A 25138-nucleotide genomic window follows, 5' to 3' on the forward strand; every position below is an offset into this window, starting at 1 on the left:
TACTCTCGCTAAAGACCACCCGAGTGCACGCCTGATGCCCGTGAATCGGGCCACTGACGCCTTTCATCACTCATACGAGTGAGATCACTCCGGAAAGTAACCCGGCGACGGGCCGGATACGGCAACCCTCGACCGCATGGGGACCAGTGTGCTCAGCCTGCGGATAGACGGGGAGCTGCTCGATCGGCTCCGGCACCATGCGGCGAAAAGGGGAATGAGCGTCCAGGACTACGTCGTCCGGACGCTCGTTCGCGACGACTTCGACGAGCGGTTCCAGACCGCGGTCGAGGAGACGGAAAAGTTCTACGGGGTCACGTGAGCGCGAATGTTCCACGGGGTCACGTGAGACCGCAGCCGGCCGAGGCCCAGGTCGGACCCTGCGCCCGGGCCGGCGCTCAGGTCAGGCCCAGCGCCGGCATCAGGTAGTAGAAGGCGAACACCGCCGACACCACGTACATCGCGACCGGTACGTCCCGCCCGCGCCCGGCCGCCAGCCGCAGCACGACGAACGTGATGAAGCCCATGCCGATGCCGTTCGTGATCGAGTACGTGAACGGCATCATCAGCATCGTCACGAACGCCGGGATCGCGATGGTGTGGTCGTTCCAGTCGATCTGGCGGATCGAGCCGGACAGGATCAGGAAGCCGACCGCGAGCAGCGCGGGCGTGGCGGCCTGGGACGGGACCATCGTGGCGACGGGGGTCAGGAAGAGCGCGACACCGAAGAGCCCACCGGTAACGACGTTCGCGAAACCGGTGCGCGCCCCCTCGCCGACGCCCGCCGTGGACTCCACGAAGCAGGTGGTCGCGGAGGACGAGGTGGCGCCGCCCGCGGCGACCGCGATGCCGTCGACGAAGAGCACCTTGCTGATGCCCGGCATGTTGCCGTCCTTGTCGGTCAGCTTCGCCTCGTCGCCGACGCCCATGATCGTGCCCATCGCGTCGAAGAAGCACGACAGCAGGACCGTGAAGACGAACAGCACACCGGTCAGTACGCCGACCTTGCCGAAGCCGCCGAAGAGGCTGACCTGCCCGACGAGCCCGAAGTCGGGGCCGGCGACCGGGTTGCCGGGCCACTTCGGGGTGGTCAGACCCCAGGAGGGCACCGTGGCGACGGCGTTGATGACGAGCGCGACGACGGTCATGGCGACGATCGAGATCAGGATCGCGCCCGGCACCTTGCGCACGATCAGCGCGAGCGTGAGGAGCGTGCCGAGCACGAAGACCAGTACGGGCCAGCCGTCGAGGTGACCGGTCCCGCCGAGCTGCAGCGGCACGGTCGTGTGGGCGGCGTCCGGGATGCGCGAGACGAAGCCCGAGTCGACCAGGCCGATCAGCATGATGAACAGGCCGATGCCGATCGCGTTGCCCTTGCGCAGGCCGAGCGGCACGGCGTTCATCACGCGCTCACGCAGACCGGTGGCGACGAGCAGCATCACCACGAACCCCGCGAGCACCACCATGCCCATGGCGTCCGGCCAGGACATCCGGGGCGCGAGCTGGAGCGCGACGACGGTGTTCACGCCGAGACCGGCGGCGAGCGCGATCGGTACGTTGCCGATGACGCCCATCAGGAGCGTGGTGAACGCGGCCGTCAGCACGGTCGCGGTGACCAGCTGGCCGTTGTCCAGCTGGTGCCCGTACATGTCCTTCGCGCTGCCCAGGATGATCGGGTTCAGCACGATGATGTAGGCCATCGCGAAGAAGGTGGCGAAACCGCCGCGGATCTCGCGCGACAGCGTGCTGTCGCGCTCCGAGATCCGGAAGTAGCGGTCGAGCGCGCCGGAGCCGGACCGGGGGTCCGGCTGCTTGGGCGCGGAGGCCTTGGCGGGGGCCGAGGTGGGCATGCGGGGACCTCATCGCCGGCGGACATCCCCGATGCCCAGGTGGCGTTTCGTGATTTGGAGTTGCGTGATTTGGAGTTTCATACGAACAGAAGTGGCCAGAAAGAAACAGTTTCAGTATGAACATACGTCATCAGGAACGCTATCTCCGCGCGTAGACATGACCGCCCGCGCATGGTCCTGATCACCTCGTAAGCTGTGCCCATGGCAGGGTTTTTTTCGGGATCCCCGAAACACGAGGCGCCGGAACCCCTGGAGGGTCCCGTGGTCGCCACCGTCGTCGGTGGCACGGTCCTCTGGTTCGTCCTCTTCCTGGCACAGCTGCCCTTCTACAACTGGTTCGACGACCACGGACACCTGTGGTGGCTCTGGACCTGTCTGGCCGGCGCGGGCCTCGGCCTGATCGGCATCTGGTACGTGCGGGGCCGTGAGGCGGCGATCAAGAGGGACGAGGCCGCGCAGCCCGAGCGACCGGTCACGGAGTAGCGGCTTCCGCTCGGGTCCGTACAACCACGGCATCATCCCGGGTCCTCCCCTGGTCGGATCTTTGCCGCACTCGGCGGGTGAAGCCGTATGTCCCGCCGTACCGTCGGATGCATGACGCACATCGACGCGGGCGCCGAACTCGACCCTGTGCATCCCCATCCCATACCCGCCCCCGCGCCGAGGGCGGTGGGCCTCACCGCGGCCGAGGTCGCCGAACGGGTGGCGCGGGGCGAGGTCAACGACGTACCCGTGCGCAGCAGTCGCTCCACGGCCGACATCGTCCGGGCGAACGTCTTCACCCGGTTCAACGCGATCATCGGTGTGCTCTGGCTGATCATGATGTTCGTCGCGCCGTTCCAGGACAGCCTGTTCGGCTATGTGATCCTCGCGAACACCGGGATCGGCATCATCCAGGAGCTGCGCGCGAAGAAGACCCTGGACTCGCTGGCGGTGATCGGCGAGGCGCGGCCGACCGTCCGCAGGGACGGGACCGCCGCCGAGGTCGGCACCTCCGAGATCGTGCTCGGGGACCTGATCGAGATCGGGCCGGGCGACAAGATCGTCGTGGACGGCGAGTGCGTCGAGGCCGACGGTCTGGAGATCGACGAGTCGCTGCTCACCGGCGAGGCCGACCCGGTCGTCAAACAGCCCGGCGACCAGGTGATGTCGGGCAGCTTCGTGGTGGCGGGCGGCGGCGCGTTCACCGCGACGAAGGTGGGGCGCGAGGCGTACGCGGTGCAGCTCGCCGAGGAGGCGAGCCGCTTCACGCTCGTCCACTCCGAGCTGCGGACCGGTATCTCCACGATCCTCAAGTACGTGACGTGGATGATGATCCCGGCCGCGATCGGCCTGGCCATCACCCAACTCGTCGTCAAGAACGACGACTTCAAGGCGTCGATCGCCCGAGCCGTCGGCGGCATCGTGCCCATGGTCCCGGAGGGGCTGGTCCTCCTCACCTCCGTCGCCTTCGCGATCGGGGTCATCCGGCTCGGCCGGAAACAGTGCCTCGTCCAGGAACTCCCGGCCATCGAGGGCCTCGCCCGCGTCGACACGGTCTGCCTCGACAAGACCGGCACGCTGACCGAGGGCGGCATGGACGTCACCGAGCTGCGTCCGCTGGGCGGCACCGACGAGTCGTACGTACGGAAGGTGCTGGGCGCCCTCGGGGAGTCCGACCCGCGGCCGAACGCCTCGCTCCAGGCCATCATCGACGCCTACCCGGACCAGAAGGACTGGCGCTGCGTCCAGGCGCTGCCTTTTTCCTCCGCGCGCAAGTACAGCGGGGCGTCCTTCAGCGAGGGCGACGGCGAGTCGAGTACGTGGCTGCTGGGCGCCCCGGACGTACTGCTGCCGCCCGAGGACCCGGCCCTCGCCGAGACCGAGCAGCTCAACGAGCAGGGGCTGCGGGTGCTGCTGCTGGCCCGCGCCGACAAGGACCTCGACGACCCGCTGGTCCAGGAGGGCGCCCGGCCGACCGCGCTCGTCGTCCTGGAGCAGCGGCTGCGGCCCGACGCGGCCGACACCCTGCGGTACTTCGAGGAGCAGGACGTACGGGCCAAGGTGATCTCCGGCGACAACGCGGTGTCGGTCGGCGCGGTCGCCGCCAAGCTCGGGCTGGCCGGTGCCTCCGCGACGGTCGACGCGCGGCGGCTGCCCACCGAGCGGGAGGAGATGGCCAGGGCGCTGGACGAGGGGACGGTGTTCGGGCGCGTCACACCGCAGCAGAAGCGGGACATGGTGGGCGCCCTCCAGTCGAACGGCCACACCGTCGCGATGACCGGCGACGGCGTCAACGACGTGCTCGCCCTCAAGGACGCCGACATCGGGGTCGCGATGGGGTCCGGGTCGGAGGCAACCCGGGCCGTCGCCCAGATCGTGCTGCTGAACAACAGCTTCGCGACCCTGCCGTCCGTCGTCGCCGAGGGACGGCGGGTCATCGGGAACATCACCCGGGTCGCGACGCTGTTCCTGGTCAAGACCGTGTACTCGGTGCTGCTCGCGGTGATGGTGGTGTGCTCGCAGGTGGAGTACCCGTTCCTGCCGCGCCACTTGACCCTGTTGTCGACGCTGACGATCGGGGTGCCGGCGTTCTTCCTGGCCCTGGCGCCCAACAAGGAGCGGGCTCGCCCGCACTTCGTGCGGCGGGTGATGCGGTACTCGATCCCGGGCGGGGTCGTCGCGGCGGTCGCCACCTTCGCCACGTATCTGATCGCCCGTCACCACTACACGGGGGACGGGGCGTTGGACGCGGAGACCAGTGCGGCGACGCTGACCCTGTTCCTGATCGCGATGTGGGTCCTTGCGATCATCGCGCGGCCGTACACGTGGTGGCGGGTGGGGCTCGTTGCCGCGATGGGGCTCGGGTTCGTCATCGTGCTCGTCGTGCCGTGGCTCCAGGAGTTCTTCGCGCTGAAGCTGGTCGGGACGACCATGCCGTGGACCGCCGTCGGTATCGCGGTGGTGGCTTCGGCGTCACTGGAGTTCGTGTGGAGGTGGGTGGACCGCCGCTTTCCCGCGTGAGCGCGGCGCTTGGGGCGGGGGGTTGGTGAGGCCCGGCTTATGGGTGCGGGTGAGTGGGGGGGTGCCCGCGCAGTTCCCCGCGCCCCTAAAGGCAAAAGCCCCGCCAACTCCCTCCTCTCCACGCCACTGGCCCCACACCCGTCAGGGCGTGGGGCCAGTGGTGGCAAGGCGGGAGGGTTACTTCACGTCGACGAAGTCGCCCGCGGCCTTGACGGCCGGAGTGGTCGTCGTGCCCGCGAAGTTGTAGCGGAAGTAGCCGTCGGCGGCAGCCTTGACGGTGGTCTTCAGGGCGCCGGCCGAACCGGACTTGACCGTCTTGACGTCCGCGTAGGTGGACGTGCCCTTCTTCTTGAACTGGAGCTTCACCGACTGGACGGTGTAGCCCGCGTACTTGTTGGTCTCCCAGTTGGCGCGCGTCAGGTTGCCCTTGACCGTGATGGTCTTGCCCTTCTTCACGGGCTCGGGCGAGGCGTTGACGGTCAGCTTGGAGAAGCGCTGGACTTTGGTGGTGCCGGCCTTGGCGACCTCGGCGTAACCGACCTTGGTGACGTCGAAGTCGTCGGCGGTCGGGTCCTGGCCGTTGAAGGCGACGGCGTAGGCGTTGGCGTTCCACGTGCCCGCGTCGGAGTTGATGAGCTCGTCGTCGCCCGGACGGACGTCGATGGTGCCCTTGCAGGACGCGACGGTGGTGGAGACCGGCGTGCAGGTCGGGTAGAGGTCGCCGAACAGGTAGTTGTCCGGCGAGTCGTAGGAACCGCGGTAGATCTCCAGGTCGAAGACGAAGTCGTCGGCGGCGATGTCGACGTCGGCGCCGTGCGTCAGCGTGAACGTCGTCGGGACGGTGACGTGCTTGCTGGTGCCGGCGACGATCGCCTTGCCGCCGTTGACCTTCACGTTCGAGAAGCTCGCGTCGAGGGCGTACGGCGCGTCGTCCGCGGCGGCGATACGGGCGCCGTTCTTGCCGGCGGCGGCGTGGGCGGAGTCGAGCACCTTCGCGACGTCCGCGCGCGAGATGGCGGAGTCGTCGGCCTGAGCGGCCGGAACGGCGAAGGCGGAGAGAGCCAGGGCGCCGGTGACGGCGGCCACGGTGGCACGTATACGCATGCGTTCCCCTGATGGAGAAAGGGCCCCGGACGGCATTCGTCCTCACGTCGGGGCCGAAGTGATCAAGAGTCTGTTGACCCGTAGTGATCAGATGCGTGACGGGGGTGAATGGTTGTACGCGAGGTGAATCTTTTGCGTACACGTGACCAAGATCGTCATCACCACTCACCCCCACACAACCGAGGGGCCTGCCTACGGACCCGAGGGGCCTACTTCACGTCGATGAAGTCACCCGCGGCCGCGACGGCCGGAGTGGTCGTCGTACCCGCGAAGTTGTAGCGGAAGTAGCCGTCGACCGAGGCCTTGACGGTGGTCTTCAGGGCGCCGGCCGAACCGGACTTGACCGTCTTGACGTCCTTGTAGGTCGTCGTGCCCTTCTTCTTGAACTGCAGCTTCACCGACTGCACGGTGTAGCCCGCGTACTTGCCCGTGTCCCAGTTGGCACGGGTCAGGTTGCCCTTGACCGTGATGGTCTTGCCCTTCTTCACGGGCTCCGGCGAGGCGTTGACGGTCAGCTTGGAGGCGCGCTTGACCTTGAAGCCCTTGGCGTTGTCCTTCTGGACATAGTTGGCGTCGACGCCCGCGGCGAGCGCCCAGACCTTCCAGCCGCCGGCCACCGAGTTGATCAGGTTCTCGCCCGCCTCGACGGTGAAGCTCGACTTGCAGGTCGAGGTCGTGGCGTTGACCTCGGTGCAGGTGGCGCGGCCGTCGCTGCTGTTGGCGACGGCGCCGCTGTCGGACGACTCGATGTCCGAGCCGTGGTAGAGGATCGCCTGGGCCCAGTCGATGCCCGAGTTGTCCGTGGCGGTGAAGCTGACCGTGAAGGTCTTCTTCCCGGTCGCGCCGCCGACGACGTCCTTGCCGCCGTTGACCACGACGTTCGAGATCTTGGTGTCGCCCGCCGAGTCGTCGGCCTGAGCGGCCGGTACGGCGAGGACGGACAGGGCCAGGGCACCGGTGACGACGCCCAGGGTGGCACGTATACGCATGCGTTCCCCACGTGGAGAGGGACCTCGCGGCGAAGCCATGTCACGCGAGATCCGGTCATTGAGACTGCGGAGCCCGAGGGCTCGCGGTGATCAGATCCACGAAGGGAACGAATGGTTGTACGAGTTGTGAACTTCTGGTGCCTATGTTGCCCAGATCACATCAGTGGCCCCGGGCGCCTCTGCCGAACTCCGGGGCCAAGGGCCCTTCAAGGCCCCTCAGTCGAACCAGCGGTCCCGTGCCAGTTCCTCCGTCCTGGACGGGTCCTCCAGGAGCGCGCCGACCTCGAAGCGGCGTGGCCACTGTCCGGCCGCCCAGGCGAGGCCCGCGGCGACGCCCTCCACGGTGGCGGCGTGCAGTACGCCGTCGCGGGTGCGGCGCCAGTCGAGTTCGGTCTCGTCGACGAAGAGTTCCTCGTGCTCGACGTACGTCGTGGGGGTGGAGGGGCCCAGCAGGACCCGTACGGACTCCGGGACGTCGTGTTCGACGCCCTCGCTCGTCACCTCGCCGGTGACCGACTCGCTCAGCCGCCGGACCTGGAACAGCTCGGCGAGGTCGGCGGCGCGGGACGGGCGGACGGGGAGCAGCGGGGTGCCGGCGGTGAAGGGCAGCAGGTCGGGCGAGTCGACGACCATGGCGTCGGCCGCTTCCACGACGGTCACCCGGCCGTCCACCACGGCCCGCAACTCGTCGGGCAGGGTGACCTGTTCGGGGTCGAGGTCGGCCAACGCGCTGTAGAGGGCGTGCAGTTGGGACGAGGTGACCTCGCGGTCGGGGTCGGCGAGGCGGTCGAGGAGCTCGGCGGCCCCGCCCGGTTCGGCGAGGAGGGCGGCGACGGAGGTGCGGACGCCGAGGGCCCGCAGGACCTGCTCGTCGTTGAAGCCGGTGGCGTCGGCGGCGTCGTACAGGCCGTGCAGGAGCGGGTCGCCGCCCTCGGCGCGCAGGCCGGCCGGGCGGCGGCCGTCGAGGACCGGGTTCCCGCGCAGCCACCAGGCGGTGTACGGCCGGACGATCTCGTGCGTCCCGTCGGGCAGCAGGAGGCGGACCGGCTGGGTGAGGGCGTCCCGCAGCGGCGGGCGGGAGAGCAGGGCGAGGGCCTCGGGCCAGCGGTCCTCGTCCACCAGGTCGAGGTCGCGTACGGCGACGAGTTCCGTGGCGACGGGCGGCACCGGCGAGTCGGGCAGCCGGTCGAGGACGTCCTCGCACCACACGTCCACGGCGTCGAGGAGCCCCGCGTCGTCGGGCTCGGCGAACTCCCCTTCCCGCGGCTCCAGTTCGTCGGGATCGAGGACGACATCCGTGGCACGTACGAGGGTGAAGTTGGCCAGCACCCCGCAGGCGGCGAGCGGCTGTTCGCCCCAGCGCTCGGCCAACTCGGCGTCCACGGAGGCGAGTTCGTCCTCGCGCATCACCTGGGCGAACGGGCTGCCGGGCAGGACGAGTTCGCCGGCGGGGGCGAGTTCGCCCTCCTCGTCGGGGAGGGCGAGGGCGCCGAGCCAGGGTTCGTCGCCGGGTGCGAGGCCCGCGTCGCGGACGAGCGCGAGGACGGTGTCGGCCAGCTCCTCGGCGTCCGGGGCGTCCTCGTCCCAGGCACCGCCGTCGTCGTCGAGGGAGGCGGCGACGGCCGCGCGGACCTGCGGGGTGGTGAGGACGGCCCGCGGGGTGGCGGGCAGGGCGCCCAGCTTCTCCAGGAGCGGATGGGCGGCGTCCGGGTGGGCGACCTTGAGACCGAGGCGGGCGAGGCGCACCAGGGCCTCCGGGGCGGCCCGTTCACCGTCCGCGGCGGGCAGCAGGACCTGCCGGGGCCCGATCGTCGTACGCCCGTCCGCGAGCGGCACCGGGAGCCCCGTGAGCCGGTCCGGGTCGACGCCGGCGAGGCTGTCGTAGAACCGCCGCCACCACGCCGGGTCCTTCTCCAGTCCGGCCAGCCGGTCGATCGCCTCGGTCAGCGGTACCCGCGCGACGCCCAACGTCCGCAGTTCCACCCGCCGTTCGAGCCCGGCGGGCAGCAGACTGGGCAGCACCTCGGCGAGGACCTGCACGGTCTCGGCGCCCGCCCCCTCCACCACCTCGGCGTCACGGGGCCGCAGAGCCTCCGGAAGGCCGGAGTCCTCGTCATCATCGTCATCGCCGGTCGGCTCGACCGCGGGCGGCAGGAAGGCGGTACGCGGCAGCCGGTCGAGGATCGCCTGGCGCAGGGTCCCGTCGAGCTCGCCCTTGCCGAGCGAGCCCGGCACGAGGCCGATGATCCCGGGGGTCACCGGCCGCCAGTCGGCGAGCAGTTCGGCGTACGCGTCCGCCGCGCGCTGCATCAGGAAGTCGGTCAGCGGGCCGGGGGCGGCGTGCCGGCGGGTGGTGTCGAGCGGGAGCGAGGCGATGAGCAGCGCGGGCACACCGAGGGGTTCGTCACTGGGCGTGGGCGCGTGCACGACGGGGCTGGTGCGGGGCTTGCCCGGAGTCCCGTCGGCGTCGACCGGAACGGCCCAGGTGACCGACCAGTGGGGGCGCAGCCGCTCCTCGACGGGCCGGTCGGCGAGCAGCGCGGGCTCCAGGGCGCCGTGCGCGGAGACGGTACGCCAGCGGGTCGTACCGTCGCGGGAGTCCTCGACGACCACATCGCCGTCGGTATCCGCGTCGGCGCGGCGCCGGACGGTCCGTACGCTCCCGTCCCCGGCCTCCACGACGACTTCCGCAAGCCCGGGCAGGGCCAGCAGCAGCGCGTCGTCGACTCCCCCGAGCAGCCGCTCGGCGAGATCCTCGGCCGCCGCGTCCCGCAGCGGCAGGATCACGACGCTGTCGTACGAGTCCGGGGCGGTGCCCTCGGCCGCGAACGGCAGCCGGAGCAGCGGCACATGACCGTCGCGGCGCCGCAGTTCGTCGCCGAGGCCGGGGCTGTGGCGGGCGATGTCGGTGGCGAGTTCGCGGGCCTCGACGAGGGACCAGCGGACGCCTCCGTGCCGCCCCACGAGGGCGGGTTCGTCGGTCACCGCGAGCACGGACGCGAAGCCGACGCCGAAGCGGCCGACCGCGCTGTCGTTCTCGTCCCGCTTGGCGGAGGCGCGCAGTGTGGAGAGGGACTCGACGCCCGTCGCGTCCAGCGGGGCGCCGGTGTTGGCGGCGACGAGGACGCCGTCGCGGAGGGTGAGGCGGAGCCGGCCCGGCACTCCGGCCCGGGCGGCGGCGTCGGCGGCGTTCTGCGCGAGCTCGACCACCAGCCGGTCCCGGTAGCCGCCGAGGACCAGGTCCTCCTCGGCGTTGGCGTCCTCGCGGAACCGCGCCGGACTCGTCGCCCAGGCGTCCAGCACCCCGCGCCGGAGCCTCGCCGTCCCGAACGGATCCGCGCCCTCGGCAGCCGGCCGCACGAACTTGCTCACGGTTACTCTCCCTTACGTTGTACGGCCGCACGCGGTGGCTCGGTCGCGGCAAGAAGGTACCGCGGGTTCCCTTGCAGGGGGCTCGGCGGGAGGCATGCCTGGCCGACGGGGGTGGGGTTGGTCGGGCAGTTCCCCGCGCCCCTGGGGGGGGGTGAGTGGCTGATGCCCTGGGTTCACCGCGGGGCAGTGGGTGTTGCCCGCGCAGTTCCCCGCGCCCCTAAGGGGCGCGGGCCGCACCGCCTGCTTTTAGGGGCGCGGGGAACTGCGCGCTCAGCCGAAACGCACCCGCACCCGACACACCACCCGAACACCCACCCACCCCAGGGGCGCGGGGCTGTGACATGTGCGGCTCCGCCGCGTGGGCGCACTCAGCCACGGGCAACCCGCACATCACAGCGAGCCGGCGGCAGCCAGAGGGCAGCCTAGGAGTGGCCGAAGTCCGCCGAGGATTCGTCCGGGCCGACGGACACGGAGCCCGAGTCCGGGGACGGGCGGAGGGGGAACGGGTCCACCCGGGTCTCGTCGATCACCGGCGGAGCCGGCCGCGGCGGTGAGGGCATGACCGCGGCCTCCGAGTGACCGCCGCACCCGTACGACAGCGACACCACGCGCCCGTCCGCCGGCGAGAACTCGTTCGCACACAGGCCGAACGCCTGCCCGAGCGAGCCCCCGATGGGGTTCAGGAAGCCACAGCTGACGCACGTGGCGGGAGCGGCCTGGGCCATCGCGGTCTTGGGCCCGTACGAGTCCTCCCAGCGGTCGGCGGCGACATGCAGCCCGTACCGCGAGAGCACCCGCGCCCGCCGCATCCCGAGCTCCTCGGCGACGGAGGCGATCGACCCGCGGGTCGGCACGGCCGGCAGCGCGGCCGGTGTCCCGGCCGTGACCTCGGCGTCCTCCGCCTCCACGAGCTCGGCCATCTCCTCGGAGATCAGCGAGTTCGGCGCGGGCTCGTCCTCGCCGGAGAACCCCGCCTCCAGGCGCAGATCCTCCGCGTCCGTGGGCAGCAGGTCCCCCGGACCCATGTCCCCGGGCCGGAGCCGCTCGCTCCACGGCACCCACTCGGGCGCCTGCAGTGCGTCCGCTCCCGGCAGCAGGACCGTCTCGTCGAGGGTGACGAGCTTCGCCCGCGAGGCCCGGGCCACGGTCACGGCCCAGCGCCAGCCGCGATAGCCCAGGTCCTTGCACTCGAAGAAGTGCGTGACGACGCGGTCCCCTTCGCTGACCATTCCCGCGTGCTCGCCGACGACGCCTGGTACGGCGGCCTCCTCGGCGGCGGCCCGGGCGAGGTCGACGGCCTCGGCGCACAGACGGTCGGGGGTTCGGCTTCGCGTTGTCGCGCTCACAGGTATCGCTTCTCTCCTACGCCGTCTCACGAGTGCGCCGTCCCTCGACGGGGGTGCGGACGGAGCGGACCGGAGGGCCGCGTCGACGTCCGCGCCCGATCGCACTCGGGCGCACCTACGTCATCCATTCTGCGGGATGGCCGAGAGGCGCGCGGCCGAGAACAACCGCCGCGGGCGCGCTACGCACGCTACCGTCTCGCTGGCGCCTGGCCTACACCGGCGTTCACTTCGCCGCTCCGCGGCGGCGTGGCTCCGCCCACTCCGAGGGCCCCGGCCCGGCCGCTCGGCAGCCCTTTCCGCACAGCTCTCCGGCGGTTTCCTCACCCGTTCCTCACTCGTTCCCCGTCCGTTCCCCACCCGTTTCCCACCCCGCGCATCCCGCTGGATCCGCTCCACGGCCCTCTGTCGGCCGCCGCGCCGCGGCGCAACTCACAGCGCCCACTCAGCCCCTATACGCGCGGTAACCGCACTACATACGCCGTTCTCGGGGCACTATTGCGGAGTGGCAGCCGCAAGGTCGCCCCACGGTGCCACCGGGATCGGTGGGGCCGGGGCGGGACGAACGAGCGGATCGGGCCCGGTGCGCGGGGCCGTCCGTTCCGTCGGGCGTGCCCTGCACCTGCCGTTCACGGGGACGGCGAGGGGCATCAGAAAGGCGACACACGCGCACGGCGCGGGCGAGTCGGGCCTCGGCAAGCTGATCGAACTCCACGGGGTGAACGGCGCCGGCGACATGATGATCACCGTCGCGCTCGCCTCCACGGTCTTCTTCTCGGTGCCGACGGACGAGGCCCGCGGCCGCGTGGCGCTCTATCTCGCGATCACCATGGCCCCGTTCGCACTCCTCGCCCCGGTCATCGGGCCGCTCCTGGACCGCCTCCCGCACGGCCGCCGGGCCGCGATGGCGGGCGCGTTCATCGCCCGCGCGTTCATGGCCCTGCTGCTGTCGAGCGCGGTCGTCACGGGCAGCATCGAGCTCTACCCGGCGGCCCTCGGCGTCCTGGTGGCGTCGAAGGCGTACGGCGTGGTCAGAAGCGCGGTGGTGCCCCGGCTCCTGCCACCCGCGTTCTCCCTGGTGAAGGCGAACTCGCGGGTCACCCTCGGCGGCCTCCTCGCCACCGGTGTGGCCGCCCCGATCGGGGCGGGGCTGCAGGCGCTCGGGCCGCGCTATCCGCTCTACGGCGCCTTCGTGATCTTCGTGGCGGGTACGTTCCTGTCGTTCCAGCTCCCGCACAAGGTCGACTCGGCCAAGGGCGAGGACAAGGCCCTGCTCGCCGCGGACGAGCAGCACCTGCACGGGCCGCACCTGAAAACGCCGAAGCGCCCGGGGCTGCGTACGGTCGGCACGGCGGTCACGCACGCGCTCGCCGCGAACGCGTCGCTGCGCTGTCTCTCCGGGTTCCTGATCTTCTTCCTCGCGTTCCTGCTGCGCGAGCATCCGCTGGCCGGTGCGAGCGCGGCGGTCTCGCTGGGGATAGTGGGCGTCTCGGCGGGCGCGGGCAACGCGCTCGGCACGGCGGTCGGGGCGGCGCTGAGAACCCGGTCCCCGGAGCTGATCATCGTGACGGTGATCGCGGTGGTGCTGGGTGTCGCGATCACGGCCGCGGTGTTCTTCGGGGTGATCCTCGTCGCGATACTCGCCGCGTTCGCCGGATTCGCGCAGGCGCTGTCCAAGCTGTCGCTGGACGCGCTGATCCAGCGGGACGTGCCGGAACTGGTCCGCACGTCCGCGTTCGCCCGCTCCGAGACGCTGTTGCAGATGGCGTGGGTGGTCGGTGGCGCGGTCGGGATCGCGCTGCCGCTCTACGGCACGCTCGGGATGTCGGTGGCCGCCGGGATCGTCGCCGTCGGCTGGCTCACCACGGTCCGGGGGCTGCTGAGCGCGGCCCGCCGCGGGGGGCGGCAGCACGCGCGGGTGGCGTGAGCGTCCCTGACTGGGTTTTTCAGGTGCGGCACGCCGCGTACCCCACCCGCGTAGGTGGGGTGCCGGGGCCGCCCGATAGCCTTCGGGCATGAGCTCCCAGCGTCCCCTTGCGCGCCGTCGCCGCGCCGTCGCCGCCGCCGGCGCCGTTTCCGCCGGACTTCTCGTCCTGTCCGCCTGTGACAAGCCGACGCCGATGGCCACCGTCACGATCGGCAACGACTCGGTCAGCACCGAGGCCGAGTGCTACAAGGACGGCGACAACATCGGCCGCGCGGAAGCCACCAAGTGCGCCCGCGAGAAGGCCTCCGACACGATCAGCGTCCCGCAGGGCGAGACGCTGCGGATCGGTGTCGACCCGGAGATCGCGGACGAGGGCTGGGCCCTGTGGATCAACGGTCAGCGCGTCACCGACCCGTTCAAGAAGACGTACTACTCCTTCGAGGGTGTCGACCTCTTCGCGAGCCAGCAGGGCCAGCCCGCGCCGAAGACGCTGAACATCAGCATCGTCCAGCAGAACAAGGCCGACTCGAAGTTCGCGGGCGTCTGGAACTTCAAGCTCGAGAACGCCGACGCCTGAGCCGGCTGATCCGCCGCGCATGCGTGTCCTCGTAGCCACCGCGGTCCTCGTCGAACGGGACGCGGTGGCCGCGGCGTTCGCGCCCTCCCCGGCCCGTGAGTACGCGATTCCGGGGGCGACCCTGAGCAGGGTGGCGTCCCCGCCGGGCGGCTCCCCCGTCTTCGATCTGCTCGCCGCGGGCGTGGGCCCGGCGTCCGCCGCCGCGTCGACCGCGGCGGCGCTCACGGCAGCCGCCCTGACCGACAACCCGGACGGGCCGTACGGGCCGTACGGGCCGTACGACCTGGTCGTCTCCGCCGGTATCGGGGGCGGCTTCCAGCCCGGGGCGCCCGTCGGGTCGCTCGTCCTCGCCGACGAGATCACCGCGGCGGACCTCGGCGCCGAGACCGCGGACGGATTCGTCCCGGTCACCGAACTGGGCTTCGGGGCCGTCACCCACCGTCCACCGCAATCACTCGTACGAGCGGTCGCGGCCGTCACCGGAGCGCGTACCGGTGCTGTTCTCACCGTCAACACCGTGACCGGAAGCGCCGACCGCGCCGCCGAACTGCGCCGGTGCCATCCACGGGCGCTCGCCGAGGCGATGGAGGGGTTCGGGGTCGCCGAGGCGGCCACCGCGCACGGTGTGCCCGTGCTGGAGATCCGTGCCGTGTCCAACCCCGTCGGGCCCCGCGACCGCGCCGCCTGGCGGATCGGGGACGCCCTCGCGGCACTCACCGGGGCGTTCGGGAAGCTCGCGCCCGCATTGGAGAGTTGGAACCCACATGACCGCACTCAATGAGAACGAGACCGGTACCGGTGCCGAGCCGCTGAAGATCGCGTACTCGCCCTGTCCGAACGACACCTTCGTCTTCGACGCGTGGGCGCACGGCCGGATCCCGGGCGCACCCGCGCTGGACGTGACCTTCGCGGACATCGACATCACCAACGGCATGGCGGAACGCGGCGAGTTCGACGTCCTGAAGGTGTCGTACGCCGTCCTGCCGTACGTCCTGGACGAATGGGCCCTGCTGCCCTGCGGGGGCGCGCTGGGGCGGGGCTGCGGGCCGCTGGTGCTGACCCGGGAGCCCGGCGTGGACCTCACCGGGCGCACGGTCGCCGTGCCGAGCGAGCGGTCGACGGCCTACCTGCTGTTCCGCCTGTGGGCCGCGGACACCGTGCCCGGCGGGGTAGGCGAGATCGTCGTCATGCCGTTCCACGAGATCATGCCGGCGGTACGGGACGGCAAGGTCGACGCGGGCCTGGTGATCCACGAGGCGCGCTTCACCTACCAGAACTACGGGCTGCACAAGCTCGCGGACATGGGCGAGCACTGGGAGTCGACGACGGGCCTGCCGATCCCGCTCGGCGCGATCATCGCCAGGCGGTCGCTGGGCGACGACACCTTGCGGCTGCTCGCCGAGTCCGCCCGTACGTCGGTGCGGGCCGCCTGGGACGACCCCGAGGCGTCGCGGGCGTACGTCATGGAGCACGCCCAGGAGATGGACGTCTCCGTCGCGAACCAGCACATCGGGCTGTACGTCAACGAGTTCACCGCCGACCTCGGCGAGGACGGGTACGCGGCGGTCCGGGGGCTGTTGACGCGTGCGGCGGCCGAGGGGCTGGTGCCGGCTCTCGCGCCGGACGCGCTTTCCTTTCCCTGAAAAGCCGCGCCCGCTCCCCCGAAGGGGCGCGGGCGCGGAAGCCCCGTGCCGGAAATCCGCGAACGCGGGTCCCTAGACGTCCAGTTGGTCCGCCACCGCGCGGAGCAGGCCCGCGATCTTCGCGCCGGAGGCCTTGTCGGGGTAGCGGCCCCTTTCCAGCATGGGCGTGATGTTTTCGAGGAGGGTCGTCAAGTCCTGCACGATGGACGCCAGTTCGTCCGGCTTACGGCGCTGGGCGGCCGCGACGGACGGGGTGGGGTCCAGGATCGTCACCGAAAGCGCCTGGTCACCGCGCTGTCCGGCGACCACGCCGAACTCCACGCGCTGACCCGGCTTGAGAACATCGACTCCGGCGGGCAGGACCGAGGAATGAACGAAGACGTCGCCGCCGTCGTCGCGGGAGAGAAAGCCGAAGCCCTTCTCGCTGTTGAACCACTTGACCTTGCCAGTCGGCAAAGCACACACTCCCTCGATCACTCCCGGACGGACCCGGACGCCCTTGAACTGCCGTCATGAAACCTTACCGGGGGTCTCTCCAACCCAACACGCCTTAAAACGAGACTCAGCCCCTGCCTGTGGCGGCAGAGGCTCAAAGTAGTGGGGGAAGTGTGAGGGGCTATCCGATGGGCCGGTAGAGGGTGGCACGGGAGACACCGAGAGCCTTGGCGGCATCGATTCCGGCACGCGTGCGCTCCACAAACTTGTCTCGCTCAGGCTCAGCAAAGGCAACCCCCGTCGTAAACGAGAACTCGCTCTCCCTCTGGGCGAGTAGTTACCGGTGAGAGTGCCAGTGAGCATGCCCAGCCGCGATTCCACCGGCGTCCAGATTCTCAACGATGGTCAGTACGTCCAGAGTTGAACAGCCAAGCCGGTCAAACTTCCACACGCAAGAGGCCTCTCCCTCCCTCACGCAGTCGAGAGTGGAGAGGAGATCAGGGCGCTTACAGCACTACAGCGGGGCGTCGGACCGGCACTGTCCCCGCTGCCGCACCCCGCTGCGCCACCGCAAGGCCCCCGACCGGCACAACGCACCGGGCTGGGATCGCTTCGCTGATCAGAGACGCTGATGGTCCGGCGGCTGCTGACCAGACGTCGCCGGATTGTTCCTCCGCGCAGGGAACTACCCTGGTCGGGTGCGTGACAAAACCCAAACGAATTCCGCCGCGACCGGAGACGGACTGATCCGTGCCGGTGCCATCGTGTTCTTCGTCGGCGCCTTGGCCACACTGGTCACCGTTGCCCCACTGTTGCTGGGTACGACGCCCTTTCCTACGTACATGTTCGGGTTGAGCATGTTGATGGGGGTTGGATTCCTCATCGCGGGGGCGGGGGTGTTCCAGTCGATCGCCAGTGGGCGGCGGCGGGCGCGTGAAGGTTCCTGAACCTCTTGGCCGTTGGTCGGCCGCGGGCCCGGTGGAGGCTGGTCACGCCCCCTAAAGGGGCGCGTTCACGTATCCCGCCAGCCAACTCGGGAACTCCGTCAGGTCCGTGAGAACCACGTCCGCTCCCGCCGCGCGCAGTTCCTCCGCGTCGCACGGGCCCGTGGCGACCGCCACCGACAGGGCGTTCGCGGTGCGGGCTCCTCGTACGTCGCCGGTGTGGTCGCCGACGTAGACGCCCGCGTCGTACTCGCGCAGGGCCTCCGCCTTGCTCTCGGCCCACAGGCCGCCGATGACGGCGTCGGGCTCGATGCCGAGATGGCTGAGATGCAGCTTCGCATTCGGCTCGTACTTGGCGGTGACGACGATGGCCCGGCCGCCGGCCTCCCGTACCGCCGCTATGGCCTCGCGGGCGCCGGCCATCGCGGGCGTCGGGGCGACGGCGTGTGTGGGGTACATCTCCCGGTAGACGTCCGCCATGGCCTCCACCTGCTCGGCCGGGAACCAGTTCACCAGCTCCTCCGCGAGCGGCGGCCCGAGCCTCGTGACGGCCAGATCGGCATCGATGTACGTCCCGGTCCGCGCGGAAAGTGCCTGGTAGCAGGCGTGGATACCGGGCCGGGAGTCGATGAGGGTCATGTCGAGATCGAAGCCGACGGTCAGCGCACGAGAAGTCATATGGTCCATTGTGCCCAGCCATCGTGCCCGGTAAGGGGCGCGGGACCGCAGACACTCGCGGCTCCGCCGCGTGGGCGCGACCGGCCCCCACCCACCCGCAGCCGGCGCCCCACAACCGCCACATAGACTCAGCCAAGCCTTACCGAACCAACGTCCAGCCCAGCGGAGCACCAGCCATGCAAGCCAGACGCACAGTCGCCCTGGCGGCAGCCGTACTGGCACTGCTGCTGGCGATCCTGTTCAGCCTGGCCGTCGGTGCCCGCGCCGTCCCACCCTCCGCCGTGCTGGACGCACTGCTGAACGGCGGTCACAGCGACGCCGCCGAAGTCGTACGCGGCCTGCGCGTCCCCCGTACCCTCATCGGTCTCATGGTCGGCGCGGGGCTCGCGCTCGCGGGCACGGTCCTCCAGGGGATCACCCGCAACCCCATCGCCGACCCCGGCATCCTCGGCATCAGCCAGGGCGCCTCGGTCGGGGTCGTCCTCGCCATCGCGTTCGCGGGGATCCACACGCTCACGGGGTACGTGTGGTTCGCCTTCGCGGGCGCGGCCGTCGCGTCGGTCGCGGTGTACGCGATCGCGTCCAGCGGGCGGGGCGGCGCGACGCCCGTGAAGCTCGCGCTGGGCGGCGCCGCGATCAACGCGCTGCTCGTGTCGGTCACCACCGGCGTGCTCACCACCAAGGCCTCCGCGCTGGACGAATTCCGCTTCTGGCAGGTGGGCTCGCTGTCGGGGCGGGACGCGGAGATCGTCGGTCAGGTGTGGCCGTTCCTGCTGGTCGGGGCCGTGCTCGTACTGTCGGTCGCCCGTGGGCTCGACGCGCTCGCGCTCGGCGAGGACGTCGCCCAGGGGCTGGGGCAGCGGGTCGCGACGGTACGGATCGTCGGCGGGCTCGGGGCCACCGTCCTCACCGGGGTCGGGGTCGCCGCGGCCGGGCCCCTCGCCTTCATCGGGCTGGCCGTTCCGCACATCGCCCGCGCGATCGTGGGGCCCGCCCACCGGTGGGTGCTGCCGCTCGCCGCGCTCCTCGGCCCGACCATGCTGCTCGTCTCGGACACCGTCGGCCGGGTGCTGTTCCCGCCGAGCGAGGTCCCGGCGGGCGTGATGACGGCGCTGATCGGGGTGCCGTTCCTGGTCGGGCTCGTCCGCAGGAAGGCGGTACCGGCGTGACGACGGACGCGACGACCACCCCGACGGCCAAGACCTCCACTGCCGGAGGAGCCACCACCACCGCCTCCGCCGGGTACTCCGTACTCCGCGCCCGGCGGGCCACCTTCCTGCTGCACCGGCGGGCGGTCGCCGTGGGCGCGGGCCTCGCCCTACTGCTCGCGGCGGCCTGTCTCGCGTACCTCTGTGTCGGCGAGAGCTTCGTCGCGCCCGGTGAGGTGCTGAAGGTCCTGACGGGGCGGCCGTCGGCGGACGAGCTGGTGGTCGGGACGCTGCGGGCGCCCCGGCTGGTGGTCGGGCTGCTCGTCGGGGCGGCCTTCGGGGTCGCGGGCGGGCTGATCCAGACCGTGGCCCGCAATCCGCTCGCCAGCCCGGACATCATCGGGATCAGCCAGGGCGCGAGCGCGCTGACGGTGGGCGCGATGACGTTCGGGGTGACCTCGTACACGGTCCTGCCGTATCTGTCCGTCGTCGGCGGGCTGCTGGCCGCCGCGCTCGTGTACGTCTTCGCCTGGCGCGGCGGGCTGCACGCCACGCGGTTCGTGCTCATCGGGATCGGGTTCGCGATCGCGCTGCGCTCGGTGACCACGCTCTTCATGACGAAGGGCGACTATCTGGTCGCCCAGCAGGCACAGATCTGGATGACGGGCTCGCTGAACGGCCGCGGCTGGGCGGAGGCCGCGCCGCTGGGCTGGACGCTGCTGGTGCTCGTACCGGCCGTCGCGTGGGCGGCCCGGGCGCAGCGGGCGGTCGGTCTGGACGACGACACGGCGACGGCGCTCGGTGTGCGGCTGAACCGGGTACGGCTGGGGCTCGTGGTGCTCGGGGTCGTTCTCGCGTCGGTGGCGACCGGGGCGGCGGGGCCCGTCGACTTCGTGGCGCTGCTGGCTCCGCAGATCGCCCGGCGGATGACCCGTACGGCACAGATCCCGTTGCTGTGTTCGGGGCTGCTGGGTGCCGTCATCGTCGTACTGGCCGATCTGCTGGGGCGGAAGCTGTTCTCGCCGACCGAGGTGCCGGTGGGGGTGTTCACGGCGGCCGTGGGGGCGCCGTATCTGATCTGGCTCATCGTCCGGAGCCGTACCGTCCGTTCTGGGGTCAAGGCGTGAGGCAGGGCATGTGGCAAGGCATCGGGATGAGGGGCAGGGCATGAGCAGGCTGTCGGCGCGTGGGCTGACGCTCGCGTACGAGGACCGCACGGTGGTGCGCGAGCTGGACCTCGCGATCCCGGACGGCCGGGTGACCGTCGTCGTCGGGCCCAACGCCTGTGGCAAATCGACCACTTTGCGTGCGCTCGGGCGGCTGCTGAAGCCGAAGGGCGGGGCCGTGCTCCTGGACGGGGCCTCGCTCGCCAAGCTGCCCACCAAGCGGATCGCCCAGCAGATCGGGCTGCTGCCGCAGACGCCGGTCGCGCCCGAGGCGATCACGGTCGCGGACCTCGTCTCGCGCGGGCGGCAGCCGCACCAGAGCTGGTGGCAGCAGTGGTCGGAGGCGGACGAACGGGCCGTGACGGAGGCGATGGAGCGTACGGACGTGGCCTCGCTGGCCGAGCGGCCCGTGGACGAGCTGTCGGGCGGGCAGCGGCAGCGGGTCTGGATCGCGATGGCGCTCGCGCAGGAGACCGAACTGCTGCTCCTGGACGAGCCGACGACCTACCTCGACATCGCCCACCAGGTGGAAGTCCTGGACCTGGTGCGCCAGTTGAACCATGACCGCGGCCGCACGGTCGTCGTCGTCCTCCACGACCTCAACCAGGCCGCCCGCTACGCCGACCACCTCGTCGCCATGAAGGAGGGGCAGATCGTCGCCTCCGGGACGCCGTCGGAGATCGTCACGGCCGATCTCGTACGGGAGGTCTTCGGCCTGGAGTGCGTGGTCGTGCCGGATCCGGTGACGGGGTCACCGCTGGTGGTGCCGGGGGCGCCGTGGCGGGGCGGCGATGCCCGTGTCCCGGCCCAGGAAGGCGCCCCGGAGAGCTCCGCCGGCTCAGCCACCCCTACCTCGGCCGCTGCGACCTCCACACCAGGTACAGCGCCGAAGCGATAGCCGCGCCGCGTAGGACCCAGGGCCAGGTCTCGGTCACCGCGTCGTTCATGTGGCCGTCGGCGATGGGAGTGCCCCAGCGGCCCTCCGTACGGCCCCAGAGCCAGACGATGCCCGCGGTGGCGGCCAGACCGGGGACGCCGAGGACGGCCCACTTCGACTCGGTGGGGCTGAGGCGGCGCGAGAGGTAGGCGATGAGCCAGCCGAGGCCGAGCATGACGAGGTTGCCGATGGCGGCGCCCGCGACCAGCAGGGCCGCGGCGAGCAGCAGCAGGGGGTTCGTCCAGCCGCCGCCGACGGGGCGCAGCCGGGGGACGAGACGGCGGGTCCTCTTCCCGGCCGCAGTGTCCGCCTCGGCGGCCTCGACGGGTGCCGCGGGTACGACGGGTGCCGCGGGCTTCGGGTCCGGCTCGTCCGGCTCGTCCGTCTCGCGGGGCGGTGGCTTGAGCAGTTCGGGGATCTCGATGCCGCCCGTGAACCCGGGCACACTGTCCACCGACCCGAACGGGCTGCTCTCCACCCGCCACCAGTCGGGCTGCCCGGACCCGAGTTCCTCCGCGCTCGCGAGGTGCGGCGGGGAGGGCGCGGCGTCGGCAGTCGCGGGGACGTCGGACTCCGCGGGGCGCGGCCGGGGAACGACCCGGCGCAGCCGCTTCGGCCGCGGCTCGGGTTCCTGGGCGCGCTGGGTGGGGACGGCCGCGCGGGGCTCGGACGGGCCCTCGCCCCCGCCGGTGTCGGCGTTCGCGGCGGCGACGACCGACTCGGGGGTGCCGAGCCGTTCGAGGATGCGGCGGACCGCGGCCGGGCTGTCGACCGTCGCCTTGGCCCGGCGCCTGTCGATCTCGTTGCGCAGCTCCGAGACCAGGCGCATGCGGATGCCCGACGGCAACTGCCGTTGCTGAGCCACGTCACCGACACGGCTCAGATACTCGTAGACGACCTGGTCGCTCTCGATACCCACGAAGTCCCCTCCGGGGCGGGTGCGTCGAATACCCCGTGGGACGACGTTAGCGCAGGGCGGTGGGCACGGACGCGGGTCAGGTCGGCTCGCACACGCGTCGAAGGCGAGGTCCGTTCCCGGATCCTCCAATCCCCTTGACCGGCGGAACAGTTGACCGGGTGCCCAGAGTGACCGGTGCGGGTGGAGTGTCGCCGGGAGTGCCCTGATCCTCCTGACGATGTTCGTCCCGAGGTCATGCCGAAGGTCAGCCCGAAGGTCATCGCGTGGCCGTCCGGGAAACGTCCGCCCGCCAGGCGTCCGCCCGGTGCACAGGCTCCGGGCCCCGGCACACGGCCCCTGGCGGGCCCGCCACCCGCTACCGTTGAGCGGATGAGCAGCGATGAGAAGCAGGTGGCCCCGCGGTCCCTCGCGGAGGCGCTCCGCGCGAAGGACGACGGTTCCCTCGCCGCGCTGCTGCGCGCCCGCCCGGACCTCATCACGCCCGTGCCCACCGACCTCACCCAGCTCGCCACCCGTGCCGGCACCCGCGCCTCGGTGATCCGCGCCCTGGAACGCCTGGACCGGTTCACGCTCCAGACGGCGGAAGCGCTGGCCGTGGCCCCGGAGCCGGCGGACCGCGGGACGCTCCTGGCGCTGCTGGCCGGCGACGAGAGCGACCCCGCGGTCGTCGGGGCGTTCCCGCACGCCCTGGCCGCCCTGCGCGAACAGGCCCTGGTGTGGGGCCCGGACGACCGGCTCCGTCTGGTGCGTACCGTCCGCGAGCTGCTCGCGCCCTCGCCGCAGCACCCGTCCCCCACGGGTCTCGGGCCGACAGTCGCGGAGGCCACGTCGGGCATGTCCCCCGGCCGGATCCAGGAGATCCTCACGGCGGCGGGGCTGCCGACAACGCACGACGCGGTGTCGGCGGTGGCGTCCCTGACCGGCCTCTTCGCCGACCGTGCCCGGATGGCGGAGCTGCTCGCCGCGGCCCCGCCCGACTCCCTGGACGTCCTGTCCCGGCTGGTCTGGGGCCCGCCCTACGGCCAGGTGACCGCCGAACCGGCCGCGCGCCTGCGGTGGCTCCTGGACCGCGGTCTGCTCCTGCCGACGGCGCCCGGCACGGTCGTACTGCCCCGCGAGGTCGCCCTCCATCTCCGGGCGGGCCGCGCCCATCGCGACACCCAGCCCCTGCCACCGGCGGTCGAGCCCGCCACCACGCACCGTCCACAGGTTGTGGACACGACGGCGGCCGGCCAGGCCTACACCTCGCTCGCGACCATCGAGGAGCTGCTGAAGGACTGGGACGAGGGCGGCCCGACCGTCCTGCGCGCGGGCGGCCTGAGCGTACGGGACCTCAAGCGCACCGCTGCGGCCCTGGACCTGTCGGAGCCGGTCACCGCCTTCTGGGTCGAACTCGCCTACGCGGCAGGCCTGTTGGCGTCGGACGGCGAGGCCGACGAGCGGTACGCGGCGACCCCGGCGTACGACGAGTGGCTGGAGCTCCCGTCGGCCGGGCGCTGGACGCGGCTGGCCACGGCCTGGCTGTCCGCCACCCGCACCGCGGGCGTGATCGGCGGCCGGGACGCCAAGGAGCGCACGCTGTCGGCGCTGGGCCCGGGCCTCGACCGCTCGGCCGCCCCCGAGGTCCGCCACCGCGTGCTGACGCTGCTGGCCGCGCTTCCCGAGGGCGCCTCCGCGTCCCCGGACTCCGTCGTCGCCCGCCTCCACTGGGAGCGCGCGCTGCGCGGGGCCGCGTCCTCGGACGACCTGCGGGCCCGGCTCGCCCGGTGGACGCTGTCCGAGGCCGAGTCTCTGGGGATCACCGGTCGGGGGGCGCTGTCGGCGCACGGGCGGGCGCTGATCGGGGCGCAACCGAGCACGGCCGCCCCGGAGACGGGCTCCCCGGAGACCGACTCCGGCCCGGGCGACAAACTCCCCGTCCACCACCACAGGCACCACCCCGCGCCCCCTCCGCAGCCCCGCTCACCCGCCGAACTGGCCTCCGCCGCCGCCCGAGCCGGCAAGCTGCTCGCGCCCCTGCTCCCCGAGCCCCTCGACCACGTGCTCCTCCAGGCGGACCTGACGGCGGTGGCCCCCGGCCCGCTGCAACGCCCGCTGGCGGACACGCTGGACGTCCTCGCGGACGTGGAGTCGAAGGGCGGGGCGACGGTGTACCGCTTCACGCCGGGCTCCGTCCGCCGGGCGCTGGACGCGGGCCGCTCGGCCTCGGACCTGCACGCCTTCCTCTCCGAGCACTCCCGTACGCCGGTTCCGCAGCCGCTCAGCTACCTGATCGACGACGTGGCGCGCAGACACGGTCATCTGCGGATCGGCTCGGCGTCGGCGTACGTCCGGTGCGACGACGACGCCGTGCTGAACGAGATCCTCGCCGACAAGCGCTCCCAGGGGCTGCGCCTGCGCCGCCTCGCGCCCACGGTGCTGGCCGCGCAGGCCGACCCGGCGACGCTGCTCGAAGGGCTGCGCTCGATGGGCTTCGCGCCGGCCGCCGAGTCCGCCGAGGGCGACGTACTGATCACCCGCGCGCACGCCCACCGCACGCCCCCGCGCACGGCGCCCGAGCCGGTCCCGGACGGTCCGCCGTCCCCCGACACCACCCTGCTGGGCGCCGCGATCCGGGCCATCCGCGCGGGCGACCTGGCCTCCACGACCCCGCACAAGCCCACCGCCTCCACCGCTCCCGGCCGAGGCGGCACGCTCCCCCGCACCACCTCCGCCGAGACCCTCGCCACCATGCAGGCCGCGGTCCTCACCGGCGACACCCTCTGGATCGGGTACGTCAACGCCGAGGGCTCCGCCAGCCAGCGCGTCATCGCCCCGGTCAAGGTGGAGGGCGGCTTCGTGACGGCGTACGACCACACCGCGGACGAGGTCCGCACCTATCCGCTGCACCGGGTGACGGGCGTCGCGGAACTGGCGGACGAGCAGGCCTGAGGCAGCTCCCTGCCCGGGGCCTGCCCCGTCTCACTCGTCCGGGTGTACGCGGCGGTTCATGCGCGCCACGCCGGACGCTTCCCACCCATGAGGGACCTTCGGGGACCTCCCGCATCGCGGCGCGAGTCGCGGGGCAGCCACTGGACGTCCTGATCGGGCACCGGCCTGATCACAA

20 protein-coding genes and 1 pseudogene are annotated in these 25138 nt (G+C 71.8%); 12 read left to right on the forward strand and 9 right to left on the reverse strand.

The genetic code is table 11. The annotated features are described in order from the left end of the window. Positions 1 to 136: 136 nt before the first annotated feature. A complete protein-coding gene (locus ACH4YP_RS18240) occupies positions 137 to 319 on the forward strand; it encodes a hypothetical protein (protein ID WP_055616674.1) in 183 nt (60 codons plus the stop codon). 76 nt (positions 320 to 395) lie between these two features. Here the strand turns inward: ACH4YP_RS18240 and ACH4YP_RS18245 are convergent, their stop codons facing one another. Next, on the reverse strand, positions 396 to 1847 hold the full coding sequence (locus tag ACH4YP_RS18245; RefSeq protein ID WP_398491161.1) for an NCS2 family permease: 1452 nt from the start codon (positions 1845 to 1847) through the stop codon (positions 396 to 398). A gap of 201 nt (positions 1848 to 2048) precedes the next feature. Here ACH4YP_RS18245 and ACH4YP_RS18250 point away from each other — a divergent pair, with 201 nt between their 5' ends. Then, complete coding sequence (locus ACH4YP_RS18250; RefSeq protein WP_361057825.1) at positions 2049 to 2330, forward strand: DUF2530 domain-containing protein; 282 nt, start codon at positions 2049 to 2051, stop codon at positions 2328 to 2330. 111 nt (positions 2331 to 2441) lie between these two features. Continuing rightward, entirely contained in the window at positions 2442 to 4850 is a 2409-nt protein-coding gene (locus ACH4YP_RS18255; protein WP_398491162.1) for a cation-translocating P-type ATPase, read from the forward strand. A 177-nt stretch (positions 4851 to 5027) separates the two neighbouring features. Here ACH4YP_RS18255 and ACH4YP_RS18260 read toward each other — a convergent pair whose 3' ends face one another. From ACH4YP_RS18260 to ACH4YP_RS18275, 4 genes are all read right to left on the reverse strand, one after another. Beyond that, entirely contained in the window at positions 5028 to 5954 is a 927-nt protein-coding gene (locus tag ACH4YP_RS18260) for a hypothetical protein (protein WP_398491163.1), read from the reverse strand. A gap of 209 nt (positions 5955 to 6163) precedes the next feature. Beyond that, the gene (locus ACH4YP_RS18265) at positions 6164 to 6943 is read right to left on the reverse strand and encodes a DUF5707 domain-containing protein (protein ID WP_361057831.1); all 780 of its coding nucleotides are present in this window, start codon (positions 6941 to 6943) and stop codon (positions 6164 to 6166) included. Between the two features lie 216 nt (positions 6944 to 7159). Next, on the reverse strand, positions 7160 to 10315 hold the full coding sequence (locus ACH4YP_RS18270) for a sacsin N-terminal ATP-binding-like domain-containing protein (protein WP_398491164.1): 3156 nt from the start codon (positions 10313 to 10315) through the stop codon (positions 7160 to 7162). Positions 10316 to 10737: 422 nt separating this feature from the next. After that, complete coding sequence (locus tag ACH4YP_RS18275; protein WP_398491165.1) at positions 10738 to 11661, reverse strand: DUF3027 domain-containing protein; 924 nt, start codon at positions 11659 to 11661, stop codon at positions 10738 to 10740. A gap of 502 nt (positions 11662 to 12163) precedes the next feature. Between ACH4YP_RS18275 and ACH4YP_RS18280 the strand changes: the two genes are divergently transcribed. From ACH4YP_RS18280 to ACH4YP_RS18295, 4 genes are all read left to right on the forward strand, one after another. Continuing rightward, positions 12164 to 13585: an MFS transporter gene (locus tag ACH4YP_RS18280; RefSeq protein ID WP_361057837.1), complete on the forward strand. Its 1422-nt coding sequence runs from the start codon at positions 12164 to 12166 to the stop codon at positions 13583 to 13585. 88 nt (positions 13586 to 13673) lie between these two features. Further along, positions 13674 to 14162, forward strand: coding sequence for a hypothetical protein (locus ACH4YP_RS18285; protein ID WP_361057839.1), 489 nt, complete (start codon positions 13674 to 13676; stop codon positions 14160 to 14162). Positions 14163 to 14181: 19 nt separating this feature from the next. After that, entirely contained in the window at positions 14182 to 14943 is a 762-nt protein-coding gene (locus ACH4YP_RS18290; protein ID WP_398491166.1) for a futalosine hydrolase, read from the forward strand. Further along, on the forward strand, positions 14927 to 15805 hold the full coding sequence (locus tag ACH4YP_RS18295; protein ID WP_398491167.1) for a 1,4-dihydroxy-6-naphthoate synthase: 879 nt from the start codon (positions 14927 to 14929) through the stop codon (positions 15803 to 15805). The genes ACH4YP_RS18290 and ACH4YP_RS18295 overlap by 17 nt, the downstream gene beginning before the upstream one ends. A gap of 72 nt (positions 15806 to 15877) precedes the next feature. On the opposite strand, the gene ACH4YP_RS18300 is transcribed toward ACH4YP_RS18295, so the two are convergent. Continuing rightward, the gene (locus ACH4YP_RS18300) at positions 15878 to 16261 is read right to left on the reverse strand and encodes a cold-shock protein (protein WP_055610283.1); all 384 of its coding nucleotides are present in this window, start codon (positions 16259 to 16261) and stop codon (positions 15878 to 15880) included. A gap of 316 nt (positions 16262 to 16577) precedes the next feature. Then, a pseudogene (locus ACH4YP_RS18305) lies at positions 16578 to 16736 on the reverse strand (hypothetical protein); the annotation flags it as partial. Between the two features lie 202 nt (positions 16737 to 16938). Between ACH4YP_RS18305 and ACH4YP_RS18310 the strand changes: the two are divergent. Beyond that, complete coding sequence (locus tag ACH4YP_RS18310; protein ID WP_361057847.1) at positions 16939 to 17187, forward strand: hypothetical protein; 249 nt, start codon at positions 16939 to 16941, stop codon at positions 17185 to 17187. 51 nt (positions 17188 to 17238) lie between these two features. On the opposite strand, the gene ACH4YP_RS18315 is transcribed toward ACH4YP_RS18310, so the two are convergent. Further along, positions 17239 to 17871, reverse strand: coding sequence for an HAD family hydrolase (locus ACH4YP_RS18315; protein WP_398491168.1), 633 nt, complete (start codon positions 17869 to 17871; stop codon positions 17239 to 17241). A 167-nt stretch (positions 17872 to 18038) separates the two neighbouring features. On the opposite strand from ACH4YP_RS18315, the gene ACH4YP_RS18320 reads away from it, so the two are divergent. The 3 genes from ACH4YP_RS18320 to ACH4YP_RS18330 all read left to right on the forward strand — a co-directional run bounded on the left by ACH4YP_RS18320 (position 18039) and on the right by ACH4YP_RS18330 (position 21074). Then, positions 18039 to 19031: an iron ABC transporter permease gene (locus tag ACH4YP_RS18320; RefSeq protein ID WP_361057851.1), complete on the forward strand. Its 993-nt coding sequence runs from the start codon at positions 18039 to 18041 to the stop codon at positions 19029 to 19031. A 107-nt stretch (positions 19032 to 19138) separates the two neighbouring features. Beyond that, positions 19139 to 20137, forward strand: coding sequence for an iron ABC transporter permease (locus tag ACH4YP_RS18325; protein ID WP_361057887.1), 999 nt, complete (start codon positions 19139 to 19141; stop codon positions 20135 to 20137). A 40-nt stretch (positions 20138 to 20177) separates the two neighbouring features. Further along, entirely contained in the window at positions 20178 to 21074 is an 897-nt protein-coding gene (locus tag ACH4YP_RS18330) for an ABC transporter ATP-binding protein (RefSeq protein ID WP_361057853.1), read from the forward strand. Here the strand turns inward: ACH4YP_RS18330 and ACH4YP_RS18335 are convergent. Next, positions 21025 to 22032: a hypothetical protein gene (locus ACH4YP_RS18335; RefSeq protein WP_361057855.1), complete on the reverse strand. Its 1008-nt coding sequence runs from the start codon at positions 22030 to 22032 to the stop codon at positions 21025 to 21027. The genes ACH4YP_RS18330 and ACH4YP_RS18335 overlap by 50 nt on opposite strands. Before the next feature lie 369 nt (positions 22033 to 22401). On the opposite strand from ACH4YP_RS18335, the gene ACH4YP_RS18340 reads away from it, so the two are divergent. Further along, on the forward strand, positions 22402 to 24963 hold the full coding sequence (locus tag ACH4YP_RS18340) for a helicase-associated domain-containing protein (protein ID WP_398491169.1): 2562 nt from the start codon (positions 22402 to 22404) through the stop codon (positions 24961 to 24963). The last annotated feature ends 175 nt before the right edge of the window (positions 24964 to 25138 follow it).

Origin of the sequence: Streptomyces sp. NPDC020747 (genome assembly GCF_044334695.1) — a bacterium.
GTDB lineage: Bacteria > Actinomycetota > Actinomycetes > Streptomycetales > Streptomycetaceae > Streptomyces.